Origin of the sequence: Pseudoalteromonas piratica, from assembly GCF_000788395.1 — a bacterium.
Taxonomy (GTDB): Bacteria; Pseudomonadota; Gammaproteobacteria; order Enterobacterales; family Alteromonadaceae; genus Pseudoalteromonas; species Pseudoalteromonas piratica.
Window position 1 is genome coordinate 706489 of the sequence record NZ_CP009888.1, and the last position, 17450, is coordinate 723938.

A 17450-nucleotide genomic window follows, 5' to 3' on the forward strand; every position below is an offset into this window, starting at 1 on the left:
CCAATTACGATTGTAGTGTTGTTGAAAGACGATTTAGCTTGCCGCGTACTGTTCCATCAATCACAGTATCGCCAGCTTTAATCACTAGACCGCCCATAGTGTTAGCATCAACACTACAATTCAGCTTAACTTTGCGTGCGAAGCGTTTTTCCAATGCTGCGCTAAGAGTGGCTTGCTGCTCTGCAGAAAGCTCAGTTGCAGAAATCACGTCAACGTCGATTTCTTTGTCATAGTCTGATTTATACTCAGCATATAACGTAGCAACAGCAGGAATAGCGGCTAAACGCTCATTTTCGGCCATTAGCTTGATAAGATTCTGACCCTGTTCGTTGATCTGCTCAGCACCAAGTTTGATAATCATATCAGCTTGCTCTTTTGCAGATGGGATGCCTGAAAGTAGGGCTTTAACTTGTTCATCGCTAGCTAATGCGCCAGCGAAGAACAACATTTCATTCCAACTTTCCACAGCACCTTTTTCAACCGCTAGGTCAAAAGCCGCTTTCGCGTATGGGCGAGCGATGGTAGTCAATTCAGACATGCTCATACCCTCCTATTAAAGCTGCGCAACAAGTTTTTCAACGATGTCGCTATGTGCCGCTTCATTGATCTCGCGCTCTAAAATTTTCTCTGCGCCAACAACTGCTAGAGTAGCAACTTGTTTACGTAGTTCTTCTTTAGCACGGTTACGCTCAGCTTCTACTTCTGAGTGACCTTGAGCAATGATAGCTTGACGCTCCTCTTGACCACGAGCTGTCTCGTCATCAACGATTTGTGTCGCACGCTTTTTAGCTTGTTCAATAATGTCAGCTGCTTGCGCTTTCGCTTCTTTAAGCTGGTCAGCTGCTTTCTGCTGAGCAAGCTCTAAGTCTTTTTCAGCTCTGTCTGTAGCAGCTAAACCTTCTTCAATTTTTTTCTGGCGAGCTTCAATTGCGCCGTTTAGCGGTGGCCATACATACTTCATACAGAAAAGTACGAAAACCGTAAACGCAATTAATTCACCAATTAGAGTGGCAGTTAAGTTCACGACCGCTCCTCCTTAAATAGTTTGCTGTTCAACGATTAATAAAATTAAAGTACGAACAACAATACCATTGCGATACCTACACCGATCATTGCTACCGCATCGATAAGACCAGCTAGGATGAACATTTTAACTTGTAGTGAAGGCGCTAGTTCAGGCTGACGAGCACATGCTTCTAGGAATTTACCACCCATGTTACCGAAGCCGATAGCAGTACCGATAGCACCGAAACCGATAAGTAGAGCAACAGCGATGTACTTAAGACCAATCATTAGTTCCATTTTTATCTCCAAAATGTAAATTAAAAGTTAAATTAAAAAAGTGTATAAATTAGTGGTTATCAGAGCTTGCCATACTTAGGTAAACAATCGTCAGCATCATAAATACGAATGCTTGAAGTACGATTACTAAGATATGGAAAACTGCCCAAATAAAGTGTAAAGGTAACTGCATTAAGCCAACTGCACCGATTAGGATGAAGATAAGCTCACCTGCATACAGGTTACCGAACAAACGCAGTGCTAGTGAAAACGGCTTAGCAATTAGCGCGATTGTTTCTAATAAAAGGTTACACGGGATTAAGAACAACATACCGATCTTGTTCTTAGTGCTGAAAGGGTGAAGCGTAAGTTCAGCGATGAAACCTTTGATGCCTTTAATTTTAATTGAGTAGCCAATCATCAGGAAGAATACGCCTAATGCTAATGCAGCAGTCATATTAATATCTGTGGTTGGTACTATCTTCATGTAGACATCGTGTGAATCCATACCAAATGCCGTTTCGCCAACAAAGCCAGCAAACGCAGGTAAGAAGTCAACAGGTATCAAGTCCATTAGGTTCATTAAGAAAACCCAAACGAAAATAGTCAATGCAAGTGGTGCAATTAACGCGCTCTTACCATGGTAAGTATCACGTACGTTGTCACCAACAAACTCAACAATCATTTCAATGAAACATTGAAATTTACCCGGTACACCGGTAGTTGCTTTGTTTGCTGCACTTCGGAAGATCCATAAAAATAAGATCCCTAATCCGATAGACCAAGCAAGGGTATCGATATGCCACGTCCAGAAACCACTGTCAGCACATGCTTTATTGAAGGCAAGACCAGCATCGGTCGAACACATCTTAGCATTTGTTAAGTGGTGCTGAATGTGACTCGATAGAGTTACTTCTTCAGCCATGTTTTATCCCAAAAGTTAATGAAAAAAAATCGGTGCAAACCAACTTACTATCATCACCAGTACATAAGCCGAAAAAAACGGTAATAATATTACCGCAGAAGACTTAAGTACCAATGCAAACAGCACAATGGTTAATAAATACTTTAATCCTGCTCCTCGTTTAATCGAGGAGTAAACTTGCTGTACTTGTCTGGCCCCAGCAAAACGAAAAGCATAGAGGGTAAATACTAAATTGGGAAGCAACGCCACAACTCCGCCCATTAACGCAGATTTGCCCGCTAACACTCCCCAACCAAGCCAAACAACTAACGCACTTGCAAGTGCTACCACGCCCTGTAAATAAATAAACTTCAGTGCCTGGCTACGTAAAGGTTTTGCTAAAGAATTTGCCACAAAAATAATCAACCTTGACGATGCACAATAGAACAGGGTACAAAAAACTGGCAAAATTATACTTATTTTTGCCAGATTTGCAACTTGAAAGCCGTTTATTTATAGGCTTTTGGAAGGTGCATAAACAGGCTTTAAACCGTGATTTTTATGCAAAATTTAAGGTATTTTTAGACTATTAGATAATATTAATGAAATGTATACCGAAAATTAACCAATCGTTAATTAATTTTCTCTAAAATGCCATCAAGCTCATCTAAAGAGGTATATGAGATAACCAGTTTACCTTTTCCTTTTTGGTTATAACTAATTTCCACTTTGGCACCTAGATTTTGCGCAAGTTGTTGTTCAAGCTGAACAACATCTGGATCTTTCTCTTTAGGTTGTGCTTCTGGCTTTGGTTCAAGCACTGAACGTACTAGCTTTTCTGTTTCTCGAACGGTGAGGGCTTTTGCAACAACAATACGCGCTGTAGCAGATTGATCTTCACCATCAAGCGCTAGTAAACAGCGGGCATGACCCATTTCAATATCGCCATGTTCAAGCAAACGTTTCACATCATCATTGAGATTATTTAAACGTAATAAATTCGTTACTGTTGTGCGTGATTTACCTACCGCATCAGCAACCTGCTGATGTGTAAGCTCAAATTCGCTCAATAAACGTTCAAGTGCAACCGCTTCTTCCATTGCATTTAAATCTTCACGTTGAATATTTTCAATTAATGCAATCGCAACGGCCGCTTCATCAGGCACTTCTTTTATTAAACACGGGACAACATCAAGCTTTGCAATTTGAGCAGCTCGCCAACGACGTTCACCGGCAATAATTTCATAGTTATCTTGTGCAATAGGACGTACAACAATAGGTTGAATAACCCCTTGTGCACGAATTGATGAGGCAAGCTCTTCAAGTGCCTCTTCAGACATGTCTTTACGCGGCTGATATTTACCTGGGTGTAAAAACTCAATAGGTAACTTTTGTAGTTCACTTGATGATGTAACAACATTTGTTTCATTTACACCGTCATGCTGAACATTAGATTGCACTTCAACATCTTGCGTTTTAGGTTTTGCAGATGTTAACAGGGCATCCAAGCCACGCCCTAAACCACGTTTTTTAGGAGACATTCATTTTCCTCAAAAATTAAGCAACGGCCTGACTTTTTTTCTCTTTGCGTCGCAACATTTCACCAGCCAAAGCTAAATAGGCTTTTGCACCAGTAGAAGCGCGATCGTAGTACATTGCCGGTGCACCAAAACTTGGCGCTTCAGCTAAGCGTACATTACGAGGAATTACAGTGCGGTATACTTTTTCGCCAAAATGTTGTTTTAATTGGTCAGACACGTCATTTGCCAGACGATTACGCGGATCGTACATGGTTCGTAAGATGCCTTCAATTTCTAATTTTGGATTAACAAGTTTTCCAAGCTGCGTAATGGTATCCATTAAGGCTGTTAAACCCTCTAATGCAAAGTATTCACATTGCATAGGTACCAATACAGAATCAGCTGCAGCCATGGCATTAACAGTCAACATATTAAGTGAAGGCGGGCAATCAATAAAAATAAATTCGTATTGATCGGCTACTTTTTCTAATGCATTGCGCAAGCGAATTTCACGCGCATACATTTCCATTAGTTTCACTTCAGCGGCGGTCACATCACCATTGGCTGCAATTAAATGATATTCACCGGAAGTTTCAGTGATGACCACTTGCTCAAAAGGCGTTTCTTCAACCAATAAGTCGTAAGTGGTACAAATTTCATCGTATTTATCAATGCCACTGCCCATAGTGGCATTGCCTTGCGGATCTAGATCGATTAACAGCACTTTACGCTTGGTTGCAGCCATAGACGCTGCCAAGTTTACCGCAGTGGTGGTTTTGCCAACCCCACCTTTTTGGTTTGCAATTGCAATGATTCTAGCCACGGTGTCCCCTAACAAATTAGTTCTTTTTTAGAATTATTAAATGCCTCTCGGCATCCAGCTCAGGCACTGTTAATACAACTTTATCTTGGTATTCAATCGAGGCCGGTAATTGGTCAATTTCTTGTTCCGGAAATTGGCCTTTTAGCGCAATAAAACGACCAGAGTGATCCACTAAGTGCTGACACCAGTCTACCATATCTTGCAAAGATGCAAAGGCACGACTTAAAACACCGTCAAATGGTTGTTCTGGTTGATATTCTTCAACGCGAGACTGAACAGGGGTAATGTTTTTAAGTTTTAAATTAAGCTTAACTTGGTTTAAAAATCGGATACGTTTACCGAGGCTATCCAATAACACAAATTGTTTATCTGGGTGGGCAATCGCAAGCACCACACCCGGTAAACCAGGGCCAGTACCTACATCAATGTAATTATTACCGTCTAAATGCGGGGCCACAACTAATGAATCAAGAATGTGCTTTACCACCATTTCTTGCGGATCGCGCACCGATGTTAAGTTATATGCTTTATTCCACTTATCAAGCATTTCAACATAACTAACAAGTTGCTGTTTTTGCGTTTCAGAAAGGGTAATGGATGTTTTTGCCAATAAGGCGTCTAATTTATTGCGAATCACGTAATGAACCTAGAAAGCAGCAAATCAGCACTAAGCTGATTTGCGTAATAAACCTTGTTTTTTTAAGTACACTAATAATAGCGAAATTGCAGCAGGTGTTATACCTGAAATTCGCGATGCTTGACCAATTGTTGAAGGTCTCACATCTGTTAGCTTAGCAACAACTTCGTTAGATAAGCCGGAGACCTTGCTGTAATCAAAGTCTTTTGGCAGCAAGGTGTTTTCATGACGTAGTTGCTTATCAATTTCGTCTTGCTGACGAGCGATATAACCTGCGTACTTAATTTGAATTTCAACTTGCTCATGCGCTTGATGATTATTCGTTTCAGGGGCCAAACCATCAATCGCTGTAAGATCGTTATAATTTACTTCTGGACGTTTTACTAAATCAGCAAGACTTGCTTCACGTGTTAATGGCATTTTCAACAATGCATTAACGTTTTCAAGAGCAGGGTGATCTTTATGGATCCAGGTATCTTTTAAACGCTGAGATTCAAGTTCCATTACTTCAATTTTTTCATTGAATGCTTGCCAACGGGCATCATCAACTAAGCCCAGTTCACGCCCTTTTGCTGTTAAGCGCAGATCGGCATTGTCTTCACGCAGTAATAAACGATATTCAGCACGACTTGTGAACATGCGGTACGGTTCTTTTGTACCAAGTGTTGCTAAGTCATCAATCAATACACCGGTATATGCTTCATCACGGCGTGGTGTCCATGCATCTTTACCTTGAACTTGAAGCGCTGCATTCATACCAGCAATTAAGCCTTGCGCACCCGCTTCTTCATAACCTGTAGTGCCATTTATCTGGCCAGCGAAGAATAAACCATTGATAAATTTAGTTTCTAGTGACTGTTTTAGATCACGTGGATCAAAGAAGTCATATTCAATAGCGTAGCCAGGTCGACAAATATGAGCGTTTTCAAATCCTTTAATCGATCTTACGATCTGCATTTGCACATCAAATGGCAAGCTTGTCGAAATACCATTAGGATAAAGTTCATGTGTTGTTAGGCCTTCAGGCTCAACAAAGATCTGATGTTTGTCTTTGTCAGCAAAACGCATGATCTTATCTTCGATAGAAGGGCAGTAACGCGGACCAATACCTTCAATTACACCCGCATACATAGGCGAGCGATGTAAATTTTCACGAATAACATCATGGGTTTGTTCATTGGTATATGTGATATAGCACGGGATCTGCGTTGGGTGATCTTCTTGTTTACCCATAAACGAGAATACCGGTGTTGGTGTATCGCCCGGTTGCGCCTGCATTACTGAAAAATCAACGGTACGCGCATCAATACGTGGTGGTGTGCCTGTTTTAAGGCGATCAACACGAAATGGCAGTTCACGCAAACGTTTTGCTAAGGCAATTGACGGTGGATCACCAGCACGACCACCACTGAAGTTTTCCATACCAATATGGATTTGGCCACCTAAGAAAGTACCTACCGTTAATACCACTGATGGTGCTTCAAACTTTAAGCCCATCTGGGTTACAACACCTTTTACTGTGTCACCTTCAACAATCAGATCATCACATGACTGTTGGAAAATCGTTAAGTTTTCTTGGTTTTGCAATGTTTGCTGAATTGCTTCTTTGTAAAGCTTTCTATCTGCTTGAGCACGAGTAGCACGTACCGCTGGGCCTTTAGAAGAATTCAGTGTTCTAAATTGAATGCCACCTTTATCGATCGCCTGTGCCATAGCACCACCTAAAGCGTCGATTTCTTTTACCAAGTGGCCTTTCCCGATCCCACCGATCGCAGGGTTACATGACATTTGACCTAAAGTATCAATATTATGAGTCAACAGTAATGTTTTCATTCCCATGCGAGAAGAAGCGAGTGCTGCTTCTGTACCAGCATGTCCACCACCAACAACAATAACGTCAAATTGTTCATGAAATAGCATGTAAAGGATCCTGCGTAATATCCGAGTTAGATTTTGAAAGGATGCGTATTCTACCTAGAAATTCTAAGAAGTGAAACGATTAAATAATGAACACGATCTAAAGAGTTGATCTAATATAAATTAAATGATCTTTAGAAAGATCTTGTTATTTCTATTATATAGATCGCCTATTTTTGTTGATAAGTATTAATACAATATTTAAATCAGCAAGTTAGAGCAGATCAATAGATGTTGATATGATCGGATCAACTACTTTAAAAGCCTTGATCAACTAGCCTAGTTATCAACAATCAGATCAAGTGAAAATTCTATCCCATGCATAATCATCTATAAATACAAGGTTAGATCAAGGGTTATCCACATTACGATCTAAAAATCTCTTAAATTGTGAATAACCTTTTTATATGATCAATATCGGTAGTTAATTAACCTAATGTAGCAATAAACTGCGGCAACCACGCTAACGCAATATCTTCAGGCAAGTCTTCTGATTGAGCATCGATTTCAAGACGATCTAATAGCTGATGCGCACCTTTATCCAAAAGCAATTGATCTACTTGTTTAGCTGCTTGATTGAATTGATCATAGCTAGAATCACCTAAACCAATCACCGCATAATGAATGTTAGATAGCGTATTACCTTGGCTAAGATCTGCTGCAAAAGCTTGAATGTTATCAGGTAACTCGCCTGCACCATGGGTCGAGGTACAAATAAGCCAAACCGTATCAGCAATATCGGCTAGTACTGGTTGCTCATGCACTGTAACGATGAAGTTGTTCTCAACTAAAGTGTCTTGTAGTTGTTCGGCAACATATTCAGCCGATCCCATTTGGCTACCAACGATAATACTTATGTTTTTCATAATCAGTTGATCAGGTATTTTTGTCGATCTTAAGGTATAAACCACATAGTTAAAAGATCTTATTCACAGTGGATAGTAGCAAAACGATTGTTTATTCATCGTTATTTATTTAACTTGTTGTTATTTATGGTTTTTAAATTGTTTTAAAATTTAATATATTTGCGATCTAACTGTGTACAACAGGTTGTTAAGCTATTTATTAATGTGTTTCATAGTAAATGTTAAGCGGGGTTTTGTGGCTAAGTCGAAGCCGTTTATTAAGCTTGTGGATAGATCTATTCAATAGGTAATGTGATCGGCTTTTTTCTTAGATCTAATAACGAGTTTTTAAGATCCAAATATTCTAAAAATAGGCGATCTTTTCACTTAGCGAGCCAAGATCAGATCTGCTTTTTAGATCGTATTATGACAAAATGACAATATGTATTGATTATTTAGGTGTTTTGTAATGATTGATTTTTATCGGATCAAAGAAGGTGAGTTTGTAAGACTTGTAGAAACAGGCTCTATGACAGACTTTATTGCCCAAGAATCGAACTTAGAGCCCAATAAGTATCACTTATTTGCCATTAATACGCAAACCGGAAAGGGCTACACAATTCGCCAAGCGAGGGTAGATGAGCTTAGATCATGGCGTTTAGATCGCCTGGCAATGCTATTAAAAAAGCTCGGACAGGGTAGTTTTCAGGTAAGGAATTTATAGGGGTGGGCTTTTTATTGCATAATGTTGGGTTGTTGCAAGAAGGGATTTTAGGGCTGATCGTAATTATATATTTTCGGTTTTTAACTTATTTCCCTGTATTGTGATAAAGCCATCCATGGGCTTAATATTACTTTTCTTTGCTTCGCCAAAGATAAAGTAACCAAAAGAAAGGCGACCGCGAAATCAAACTGATCCTCACAACAAATTTGAATTTTATGATAAACGCCATGAATCGATATCCCTATCTCAGCATGGCTTACTCGACTCGCTACGCTTCCTGTCTCGTATTATCAATTCAAACTCGTTGTTCGGGTTTGATTAAAGCGGAAGAGAAGTAAGTTATAAACAGACTGCTCTTCCTATCAGTTAAAATATTATATTTAGCAATAGATTAGGCTATGTGTTTAAAATGGCTTATCGGTTACATATTTTACTTTTTAGGCTTCTGTGAAAATTTTAGGCTTACTCTATCTGTTAGTATTCTTTTTAGTTTTATTTTTTGGGTTGATTGGTAACAGCAGTCATTTTGTGCCAAGTAATGAAACAGTAAATGTTTCCAAAACTAGTGCTTACTTTTTTTATGTTCTTTTTCTTCTTACTTCGGTATTAGTGATTGTAAAGGGGAGAATTAAAATAGCTGAAACTCAAAAATGGGTAGCTAACGATAAAAAATTCTATTCATTTATCGTTTTTGTGCTGCCTTTATTCACAATACTATTATCACTCATGTTCTATGACGCCTTGTCAAAAGGTTTGCCATCTATTCAAAGTAACTATATTTCTGATCGTCATAAATATAATGTTAATGCGAAGCTAGTTGAGTCGGACAGAAGGGGTAGAAATTATTATGTTACGTTTAAGATATTACATGAGCCAAACATAGAGCATGAGTTTAATGTTTCAAGTGAGCTTTTCTTTGAAACTAACCTACTTGCGACTTATACATTCCAATATATAAAAACACCATTTGGAACTCAGTACTTTTTGGCAAATCCTGAGGAACAATGGCACTTTAGTGAAGTTTAACTCAGCTATTTAGAAGCTTGCTTCTCCACTTATATCAAACCTGAAAATGGGATTTAAATGAATAATGCGAGACAGGGAGCGTAGCGGGTCGAGTAAGCCATGCTTAGGCATGGATGCCGCTTCATGGCGTTTATGTTCATATTTAAATAACGTTTGAAGATTAGTTTGATGTTTGGGGCGGCTTTTTCTTGGTTCGTTCTTTTTGGCCGTTTAAAAAGAATGAACGAGTGCGCCATGGATGGCGTAAGATATTTGCATTGAGGCAGAGTTAAGAGTGATCACTCTTCCCATTCCACCACATCAAAAGCTTTTCTTGCTTCCACCAGCGTGCAATCAGTTTGGCTGATCAGCTGCTGCTGAGTGATATTCGGGTTAGTTTTGACGATTTCAACTAAATCTTCAATGTGTGGTTTAGGTTGATGACTTTTAAGTGTTTCAATCACCCATTGCCAGCTGGGTTCTTCGGTTAATTGTATTTGATCAATAATGCTTTGAAATTGCGGCCAAGTGCCTTGTATCCGCCAGTGTCGTGAGCGGCCTTTACGACTTAACTTGGCACCAGATGATTTGATTTGTGCTTTTAATTCGTTAGCTTTCTCAATACGGCGAACAAAGCTGTTTAATTGAATATCAAGCATGGTTTTTATTACTTTTGGCAGAATAGATGCTGAGAAAATATCAGCATCTAAAATCTTAATTCTAAAACTTAATTGATTACTTACCAATACAGAATGAGCTGAAGATTTTGCCAAGCAAGTCATCTGAGGTGAACTCACCCGTAATCTCATTTAAGAATTGCTGCGTTAAGCGTAATTCTTCAGCAAGGATCTCACCAGCGATGTGCATTTCTAACTGATCTTTACCCGTTGCAAGGTGATACGCTGCGCTTTCAAGTGCATCAAGGTGACGGCGACGCGCCATAAAGCTGCCTTCAGTCGCACCTTGGAAACCCATAATTTGTTTAAGATGTGATTTAACCAGTTCAACGCCTTCGCCACTGTTAGCGCTTACGCTTAGTACTGGTGTTTGTGCAGAATCATCGATGCGAATTGCTTCGCCAGACAAATCGGCTTTATTGCGGATCACACTTATGCCCATGCCTTGTGGTAGTTTCTCAGCAAATTCAGGCCAAATTTTTGCTGGATCGGTCTCACTTGTTTCGGTGCTATCAACCATAAACAATACACGATCAGCTTGATTTATTTCTTGCCATGCGCGTTCAATACCAATTTGCTCTACTACATCTGGACTTTCACGCAGACCTGCGGTGTCGATAATATGCAGCGGCATACCATCAATATCAATGTGCTCACGTAGTACGTCACGGGTGGTACCGGCAATATCAGTAACAATGGCTGCTTCACGACCAGCAAGGGCATTAAGCAAACTCGATTTACCCGCATTAGGGCGACCAGCAATTACTACGCGCATACCTTCGCGCATAATCGCGCCTTGTTTGGCTTGTGCGGTTACGTTATCAAGTTGTTCAATAATCGCATTGAGATCGTTTGCTACTTTACCGTCTGATAAAAAGTCGATTTCTTCATCGGGGAAATCAATGGCAGCTTCAACATACATGCGCAGGTGAATAACTTGTTCCACCAGCGTGTCGATATGCTTAGAAAATTGACCTTGCAGCGAGTGCAACGCGCTTTTTGCAGCCTGCTCTGAGTTGGCATTAATTAAATCTGCAATCGCCTCGGCTTGCGTTAAGTCCATTTTGTCGTTTAAGAACGCGCGCTCACTAAACTCTCCGGGTTTTGCTAAACGTACGCCTTCGATTTGCGTAATTTCGCGCAGTAGCATATCAATAATAACTGGACCACCATGTCCTTGTAGTTCAAGTACGTCTTCACCAGTGAAGGAGTTAGGGCCTTTGAAGTAAAGAGCTATACCTTGGTCGAGTTGTTCGCCCTGTAAGGTATTAAACGATAGGTAGTCGGCATAACGTGGTTTTGGGCATTTGCCTAAGATTTTTTCAGCAACCTGTTGTGACAGTTTGCCTGAAATACGAATAATGCCAACGCCGCCTTTGCCTGGCGCTGTTGCTTGTGCAACGATGGTATCTTGATTAAACATAGAGATGAGTTGATAGCTTTAGTTACTTATATTGTAACTGGCGTGCATAAAAAAGGCGACACACTGTGCCGCCTTTCATTTATTTAGTTCGGTTTACGATTTAACCGAGATACCTTTCTTTTCCATGCCTTTGTAGATGTATAGCATCTGAGCAATTGAAATTAAGTTAGATATTAACCAGTACATTACAAGACCTGATGGGAACCAGATAAAGAATACTGAGAACATTACCGGCATCCAAGTCATCATCTTTTGCTGCATTGGATCTGTAACTGTCATTGGCTGTAGCTTTTGCATTAGGAACATACTTGCACCAAATAGAATTGGTAAAATGAAGTATGGGTCCATCGCCGCTAAGTCATTTAGGTATAAGAATTCAGTATGACGAATTTCTACCGATTCCATGAACACATAGAATAAGCCTAGGAAGATTGGCATTTGTAGCAATAGTGGGAAACAGCCGCCCATAGGGTTAACTTTTTCCTTGCGGTACATTTCCATCATCGCTTGACCCATCTTCTGACGGTCATCGCCGTAGCGATCTTTCAGCGCCATAATTTTTGGCTGCAGGTTACGCATTTTAGCCATTGAGGTGTACTGCGCTTTGGTTAGCGGGTAAAGCACCATTTTAACAATAACAGTAATCGCGATGATTGCTAAACCTAGGCTGCCAATTAAGCCGTATAACCACATTAGTAATGAGTGAAGAGGCTGTGAGATAAACCATAACCAACCGTAGTCTACTGTTAGGTCTAAGTCTGTTTGTAATGCTTCAAGCGCAGCTGAATCTTTAGGACCCATGTAGTAAGTCGATGAGATTGTTTGTGCGCTGTTTGCTGCAACATTTTCTAGCGGACCTTTTAAGCCGATAATAACGGAATTATCGTTGCGTGCTTTAGTGTAAATATTGTTTTGCTGATCTTGCTTAGGTACCCATGCACTTACAAAGTAGTGCTGAATAAAGCTGATGTAACCAGCCGTTGTATTAATATTTAAGTCACGCTCTTTAATGTCATCAAAGCTGTATTTTTCATACGGTTCTTCAGATGTACCATATGCTGTACCTAAATACGTTTGGTCAATCATGCCACCTTTTTCGGTGATCGAACGCTTAATTTGCGTGAACAATTGAACTTGTTTGGTTTCAGCTGTGTTGTTAGCGATTTGATATTCAACATCAACATCGTAACGACCGGCTTTAAAAATGTACGTTTTAGTAAAGCTTACGCCATCTTTTTCGAAAGTAAGTGGAACACGTAACTCATCACCAGTTAACTGGTAACTTGTTTGTGCTGCTTGGTATGTTGGACGACCTTCTGCTGATGCATCTGGACCGTGTAAACCAATTAAGCCACTTTGTGAGAAATATTGGTTGCCGTCTAATACGCCAAGCAACATAAATGGTGAATCGTTGTCGATCTTCTCTTTAAACTTTAACAGCTTAGTTTCGATAATATCGCCGCCTAAGGTGTCTAGTTTTACAGAAAAAACATCTGTGGTTACATCAATAATTTGACGTGAAGTAGCAGCAGTCGCTACTGGTAAGTCGCCAGTGGATGACTGAGGAACAAAGTCATTACCTGTTGACTGGTTAGTAGATGCTTGTGTTGTAGCACTTGTCTCGGTATTTACCTGTGGGTTGTTATCAATATTCCATTGTTGGAATAAAAGAAAACTTACCAAAAGAAAACCGATAAATAAAAACGTGCGTTGTGATTCCATAACAGCTCTTATTTCTCGTGGTGTTGTTTAATTGAATTTTGTTTATCAGGCACGGGATCATCCCCACCTGGATGCAAAGGGTGACATTTTATAATGCGATTCGCTGCGAACCAACTCCCTTTTACAAATCCGTGTATTTTTATTGCGTCTATCGCATAACTTGAACATGTCGGATTAAAGCGACAGTTTTGCCCAAGTAAAGGACTGAGTAACTTTTGATAAGCTTTAATAATAAAGATCATCAGATTACTTGGCAGAGCAAATAAAAAGTGCATTTAATGAAAAAGTGCCTGATTAAAAGGTGAGCTAACTTTACCTAAATTTGCCTGCATTTGCTATGCAACTGCCGGCTAATTCGCTTTAGTTAGACGCTTTTTTTGCGTTTTTATTCTTTTGCCAGTTATTCGGACGCGGTTTTGGCTTATAGCCTGGCTGAGAGCGCTCGTTGATTTTACGCCACAGTTTCGTTAATTGTTTGTGTAACTCTTCATTTGACAATTCATCAACGCCATTTTTAACCATTAAAACAATATCGATATTATCGAGTTTATGACGGTTAAGACGAAAGTTTTCACGAGCAAGGCGTTTAATGCGATTACGTTGTACCGCTTTTTTAACGCGTTTTTTAGCAATTGTTAAACCAAGACGAGGGTGGTCTAAATCATTTCGTTTTGCTAGAAGAGTGAAGTGTTGATTTGCTGCGCGTGCAGGCTCATTGAAGATGCGGGAGTAGTGTGAGGGAGTTAACAGACGTAACTCCCTACCAAAGCGAAAGTCTTCCACTATATTAAGCAGAAAGAACCTTACGGCCCTTAGCACGACGACGTGCTAAAACTTTACGACCATTTTTAGTCGCCATGCGAGCACGGAAACCGTGTGTACGCTTACGCTTAAGAACGCTAGGTTGAAAAGTTCTTTTCATAACTATATTCCATCCGATCGGTTAAAAATTAAAACATCCTATGCAGGTCGCGATCCTGGCACAGGTGCCATTGCGAGCGCGAGATGTTATAGAGAAGCATACGCAAAGTCAATAAAAAACACTCAATAACAGTATTAATTATAGGCGGCGGATAAAAGCTAATCTAATCTTAACAAGTTAATTACATATAACAGTTAAAATGGAGTGATCGCTTTTGCTTTCTTATATGATCCAGCGGGGATCAATTTTAAAATAAAGTTTTCCACAATGATAGTGTAAAAATTGCGACTTTTCTTTGGAAAACTTTCTTAGATCATCTTTAATCTTTTAGATCTGTTTTTAAATTGGGAATTTATCCACATTATTTTTAATAATTAATCTTAGTAAAAATAACAACTTATATGTTTTTATGCGTCAGATCATAAAAAATAGAAAAATCAATATTGATGTTGTGGATAAACTAGCTTCATAATGGCAGTCTTAACTTGGATTTTATGCTTGTTTTCTGCTCAGTTATGATGAGCGGGAATATTATTGGGGGTTGCCGTGTATTTGTCGGTTTGGCAAAGCTGTCTTTACGTTTTACAAGATGAACTGCCATCACAACAATTTAGTATGTGGGTGCGTCCGCTACAGGCAGAAAGCACTGATGATACCCTTACAATATATGCACCAAACCGTTTTGTACTGGATTGGGTTCGCGAAAAATACTTAAACCGTATTAATGAACTACTCATTGAAATTTGTGGCGATGAAGCGCCTGAGTTACGTTTTGAAGTAGGCAGTACAGTTAATATAAGTAAACCAGCTGCACCTCAAGCGGCCACGCAAGAAAAAGCGGTCGTAGAAGCGCCTGTTAAAAAGGAAAACAAAACACCCGTTGAACCTGCGCCTAAAAACATGCCGAAATCCAACATTAAAGAAAACTATACTTTTGATAGTTTTGTTGAGGGTAAATCAAACCAGTTAGCAAAGGCTGCAGCTACTCAAGTTGCAGATAACCCTGGTTCAGCATTTAACCCGGTATTTATTTACGGTGGTACAGGTTTAGGTAAAACGCACTTATTGCACGCTGTGGGTAATGGCATTCTCGCCAAAAAAGAAAATGCCAAAATTGTTTATATGCATTCCGAGCGATTTGTGCAAGATATGGTAAAAGCACTGCAAAACAATGCCATTGAAGAATTTAAACGTTATTACCGCAGTGTTGATGCACTACTTATCGATGATATTCAGTTTTTTGCTAATAAAGAACGATCACAAGAAGAGTTTTTCCATACCTTTAATGCATTATTAGAAGGTAACCAGCAAATCATTTTAACCTCTGATCGTTATCCGAAGGAAATTGAAGGGGTAGAAGACCGTCTTAAGTCTCGTTTTGGCTGGGGTTTAACAATTGCAATTGAGCCGCCAGAACTTGAAACGCGCGTTGCCATCTTGATGAAAAAAGCGCAGCAGAGCCAAATTAAACTGCCAGAAGAAGTCGCGTTTTTTATTGCGAAGCGATTACGATCTAATGTGCGTGAATTAGAAGGTGCATTAAACCGTGTTATTGCTAATGCAAACTTTACGGGTAGACCAATTACAATCGACTTTGTAAAAGAAGCGCTACGTGATTTATTAGCTTTACAAGATAAACTGGTTACCATAGATAATATTCAACGAACGGTTGCAGAGTACTACCGAATTCGTGTTTCTGATTTATTATCAAAACGACGTAGTCGTTCTGTAGCAAGACCACGCCAAGTAGCAATGGCGTTATCAAAAGAATTGACCAATCACAGTCTGCCTGAAATTGGCGATGCGTTTGGTGGTCGAGATCATACAACAGTGCTACATGCCTGTAGAAAAGTGAAGTCACTTCGTGAAGAATCGCACGAAGTAAAAGAAGATTATCAAAACTTGATTAGAACTTTGTCATCTTAGGACGAGTACAGCATGAAAATTACAATTTCGCGCGAGCAATTTTTACAACCTTTAATGCAGGTTTCAGGGGCGATTGAACGCAAACATACGTTACCTATTCTTTCTAATGTATTGTTAGAAGTAAAAGAAGGGGTTCTTTACTTCACTGGTACAGATATGGAAATTGAATTAGTTGCAAGCGTTGTGCTTGCCGAGCCTGTAGCTAATTGCAAACTAACGTTACCAGCTAAAAAGTTATTGGATATTTGTAAGAGCTTGCCAGATAGTTCTGATATCACATTAACTGTTCAAGATGCACAAGTGCTACTTACATCAGGTAAAAGCCGTTTCTCTTTGGCGACGCTAGCCGCTGAAGATTTTCCAAATTTAGAAAACTGGGACAGTGAAGTTACCTTAAATCTAACTCGATTAGAGCTTAGGAAATTACTTGAAAGCACAAGTTTTTCCATGGCAAATCAAGATGTTAGATATTATTTAAACGGTATGTCGCTGGAAATAGAAAATGATGTTGTCAAAACAGTTGCGACCGATGGTCACCGTTTGGCGCTGGCTCAAAAGCCACTTGGCGCATCGCTAAACACACAACGTCAGGTGATTATTCCCCGCAAAGGTGTGCAAGAGATTATGCGCCTTTTAATTGTGGATGATGAAAGTGTTGAAATTCAACTCGGTGCTAACCATGTTCGTATTCTCGATCAGGCATTTATCTTTACGTCTAAATTAGTCGATGGTCGCTTTCCTGATTATCGTCGTGTATTACCTCGAGGTGGTGATAAGCAGATTATTGCCAATCGTGAATGGTTACGCAGTGCATTTGCCCGTGTATCTATTTTATCAAATGAAAAATTCCGTGGTGTGAGATTAAATCTTACTTCAGGTGAATTAACTATTTCTGCAAATAACCCAGAGCAAGAACAAGCCGAAGAAACTGTTGAAGTAATGTATCAAGGTCCTGATCTTGAAATAGGCTTTAACGTGTCGTATTTGCTTGATGTGTTAAACACAATTAAAACGGATGACGTTTTATTTACCTTACTCGATTCAAACAGCAGTGCATTAATTGAGGGGCAAGGCGACGAAGGCGCTATGTACGTTGTTATGCCAATGCGTTTATAGAATTGGAT

Annotated in this window: 20 protein-coding genes; 4 read left to right on the top strand and 16 right to left on the bottom strand. The window is 39.7% G+C overall.

Going from position 1 to position 17450, the window contains the following annotated elements:
- Positions 1–4: 4 nt before the first annotated feature.
- From atpH to mioC, 10 genes are all read right to left on the bottom strand, one after another.
- Complete coding sequence (gene atpH, locus OM33_RS03140) at positions 5–538, bottom strand: F0F1 ATP synthase subunit delta (RefSeq protein WP_038638655.1); 534 nt, start codon at positions 536–538, stop codon at positions 5–7.
- Positions 539–553: 15 nt separating this feature from the next.
- Entirely contained in the window at positions 554–1024 is a 471-nt protein-coding gene (atpF, locus tag OM33_RS03145; RefSeq protein ID WP_038638658.1) for a F0F1 ATP synthase subunit B, read from the bottom strand.
- Between the two features lie 44 nt (positions 1025–1068).
- Positions 1069–1302, bottom strand: coding sequence for a F0F1 ATP synthase subunit C (gene atpE / locus OM33_RS03150; protein ID WP_010561330.1), 234 nt, complete (start codon positions 1300–1302; stop codon positions 1069–1071).
- Between the two features lie 49 nt (positions 1303–1351).
- Positions 1352–2206, bottom strand: coding sequence for a F0F1 ATP synthase subunit A (gene atpB / locus OM33_RS03155; protein ID WP_010561329.1), 855 nt, complete (start codon positions 2204–2206; stop codon positions 1352–1354).
- Positions 2207–2221: 15 nt separating this feature from the next.
- Entirely contained in the window at positions 2222–2599 is a 378-nt protein-coding gene (locus tag OM33_RS03160) for an ATP synthase subunit I (RefSeq protein WP_038638662.1), read from the bottom strand.
- Between the two features lie 218 nt (positions 2600–2817).
- The gene (locus OM33_RS03165; RefSeq protein WP_038638667.1) at positions 2818–3726 is read right to left on the bottom strand and encodes a ParB/RepB/Spo0J family partition protein; all 909 of its coding nucleotides are present in this window, start codon (positions 3724–3726) and stop codon (positions 2818–2820) included.
- 16 nt (positions 3727–3742) lie between these two features.
- A complete protein-coding gene (locus tag OM33_RS03170; RefSeq protein WP_038638669.1) occupies positions 3743–4528 on the bottom strand; it encodes a ParA family protein in 786 nt (261 codons plus the stop codon).
- A gap of 16 nt (positions 4529–4544) precedes the next feature.
- The gene (gene rsmG, locus OM33_RS03175) at positions 4545–5165 is read right to left on the bottom strand and encodes a 16S rRNA (guanine(527)-N(7))-methyltransferase RsmG (RefSeq protein ID WP_038638672.1); all 621 of its coding nucleotides are present in this window, start codon (positions 5163–5165) and stop codon (positions 4545–4547) included.
- A gap of 30 nt (positions 5166–5195) precedes the next feature.
- Positions 5196–7085, bottom strand: coding sequence for a tRNA uridine-5-carboxymethylaminomethyl(34) synthesis enzyme MnmG (mnmG, locus tag OM33_RS03180; protein WP_038638675.1), 1890 nt, complete (start codon positions 7083–7085; stop codon positions 5196–5198).
- 425 nt (positions 7086–7510) lie between these two features.
- The gene (gene mioC, locus OM33_RS03185; RefSeq protein WP_038638678.1) at positions 7511–7948 is read right to left on the bottom strand and encodes an FMN-binding protein MioC; all 438 of its coding nucleotides are present in this window, start codon (positions 7946–7948) and stop codon (positions 7511–7513) included.
- 448 nt (positions 7949–8396) lie between these two features.
- Between mioC and OM33_RS03190 the strand changes: the two genes are divergently transcribed.
- Both OM33_RS03190 and OM33_RS03195 read left to right on the top strand, forming a co-directional pair.
- A complete protein-coding gene (locus OM33_RS03190) occupies positions 8397–8651 on the top strand; it encodes a hypothetical protein (protein WP_038638681.1) in 255 nt (84 codons plus the stop codon).
- A 447-nt stretch (positions 8652–9098) separates the two neighbouring features.
- Entirely contained in the window at positions 9099–9677 is a 579-nt protein-coding gene (locus OM33_RS03195) for a hypothetical protein (protein ID WP_038638684.1), read from the top strand.
- 278 nt (positions 9678–9955) lie between these two features.
- On the opposite strand, the gene OM33_RS03200 is transcribed toward OM33_RS03195, so the two are convergent.
- The 6 genes from OM33_RS03200 to rpmH all read right to left on the bottom strand — a co-directional run bounded on the left by OM33_RS03200 (position 9956) and on the right by rpmH (position 14400).
- Positions 9956–10429, bottom strand: a complete 474-nt coding sequence (locus tag OM33_RS03200; protein ID WP_199922495.1) for a ribosome recycling factor family protein — start codon at positions 10427–10429, stop codon at positions 9956–9958.
- On the bottom strand, positions 10392–11756 hold the full coding sequence (gene mnmE, locus OM33_RS03205; RefSeq protein ID WP_038638689.1) for a tRNA uridine-5-carboxymethylaminomethyl(34) synthesis GTPase MnmE: 1365 nt from the start codon (positions 11754–11756) through the stop codon (positions 10392–10394). Before mnmE ends, OM33_RS03200 begins: the two co-directional genes overlap by 38 nt.
- A gap of 93 nt (positions 11757–11849) precedes the next feature.
- Positions 11850–13478, bottom strand: coding sequence for a membrane protein insertase YidC (yidC, locus tag OM33_RS03210; protein WP_038638692.1), 1629 nt, complete (start codon positions 13476–13478; stop codon positions 11850–11852).
- 8 nt (positions 13479–13486) lie between these two features.
- On the bottom strand, positions 13487–13753 hold the full coding sequence (yidD, locus tag OM33_RS03215) for a membrane protein insertion efficiency factor YidD (protein ID WP_038638695.1): 267 nt from the start codon (positions 13751–13753) through the stop codon (positions 13487–13489).
- A gap of 85 nt (positions 13754–13838) precedes the next feature.
- Positions 13839–14261, bottom strand: coding sequence for a ribonuclease P protein component (rnpA, locus tag OM33_RS03220; protein ID WP_038638698.1), 423 nt, complete (start codon positions 14259–14261; stop codon positions 13839–13841).
- A 4-nt stretch (positions 14262–14265) separates the two neighbouring features.
- A complete protein-coding gene (gene rpmH, locus OM33_RS03225) occupies positions 14266–14400 on the bottom strand; it encodes a 50S ribosomal protein L34 (protein ID WP_010376846.1) in 135 nt (44 codons plus the stop codon).
- A 546-nt stretch (positions 14401–14946) separates the two neighbouring features.
- On the opposite strand from rpmH, the gene dnaA reads away from it, so the two are divergent.
- The gene (dnaA, locus tag OM33_RS03230) at positions 14947–16326 is read left to right on the top strand and encodes a chromosomal replication initiator protein DnaA (protein WP_038638703.1); all 1380 of its coding nucleotides are present in this window, start codon (positions 14947–14949) and stop codon (positions 16324–16326) included.
- 12 nt (positions 16327–16338) lie between these two features.
- Positions 16339–17442, top strand: coding sequence for a DNA polymerase III subunit beta (dnaN, locus tag OM33_RS03235; protein WP_038638707.1), 1104 nt, complete (start codon positions 16339–16341; stop codon positions 17440–17442).
- Positions 17443–17450 lie beyond the last annotated feature (8 nt).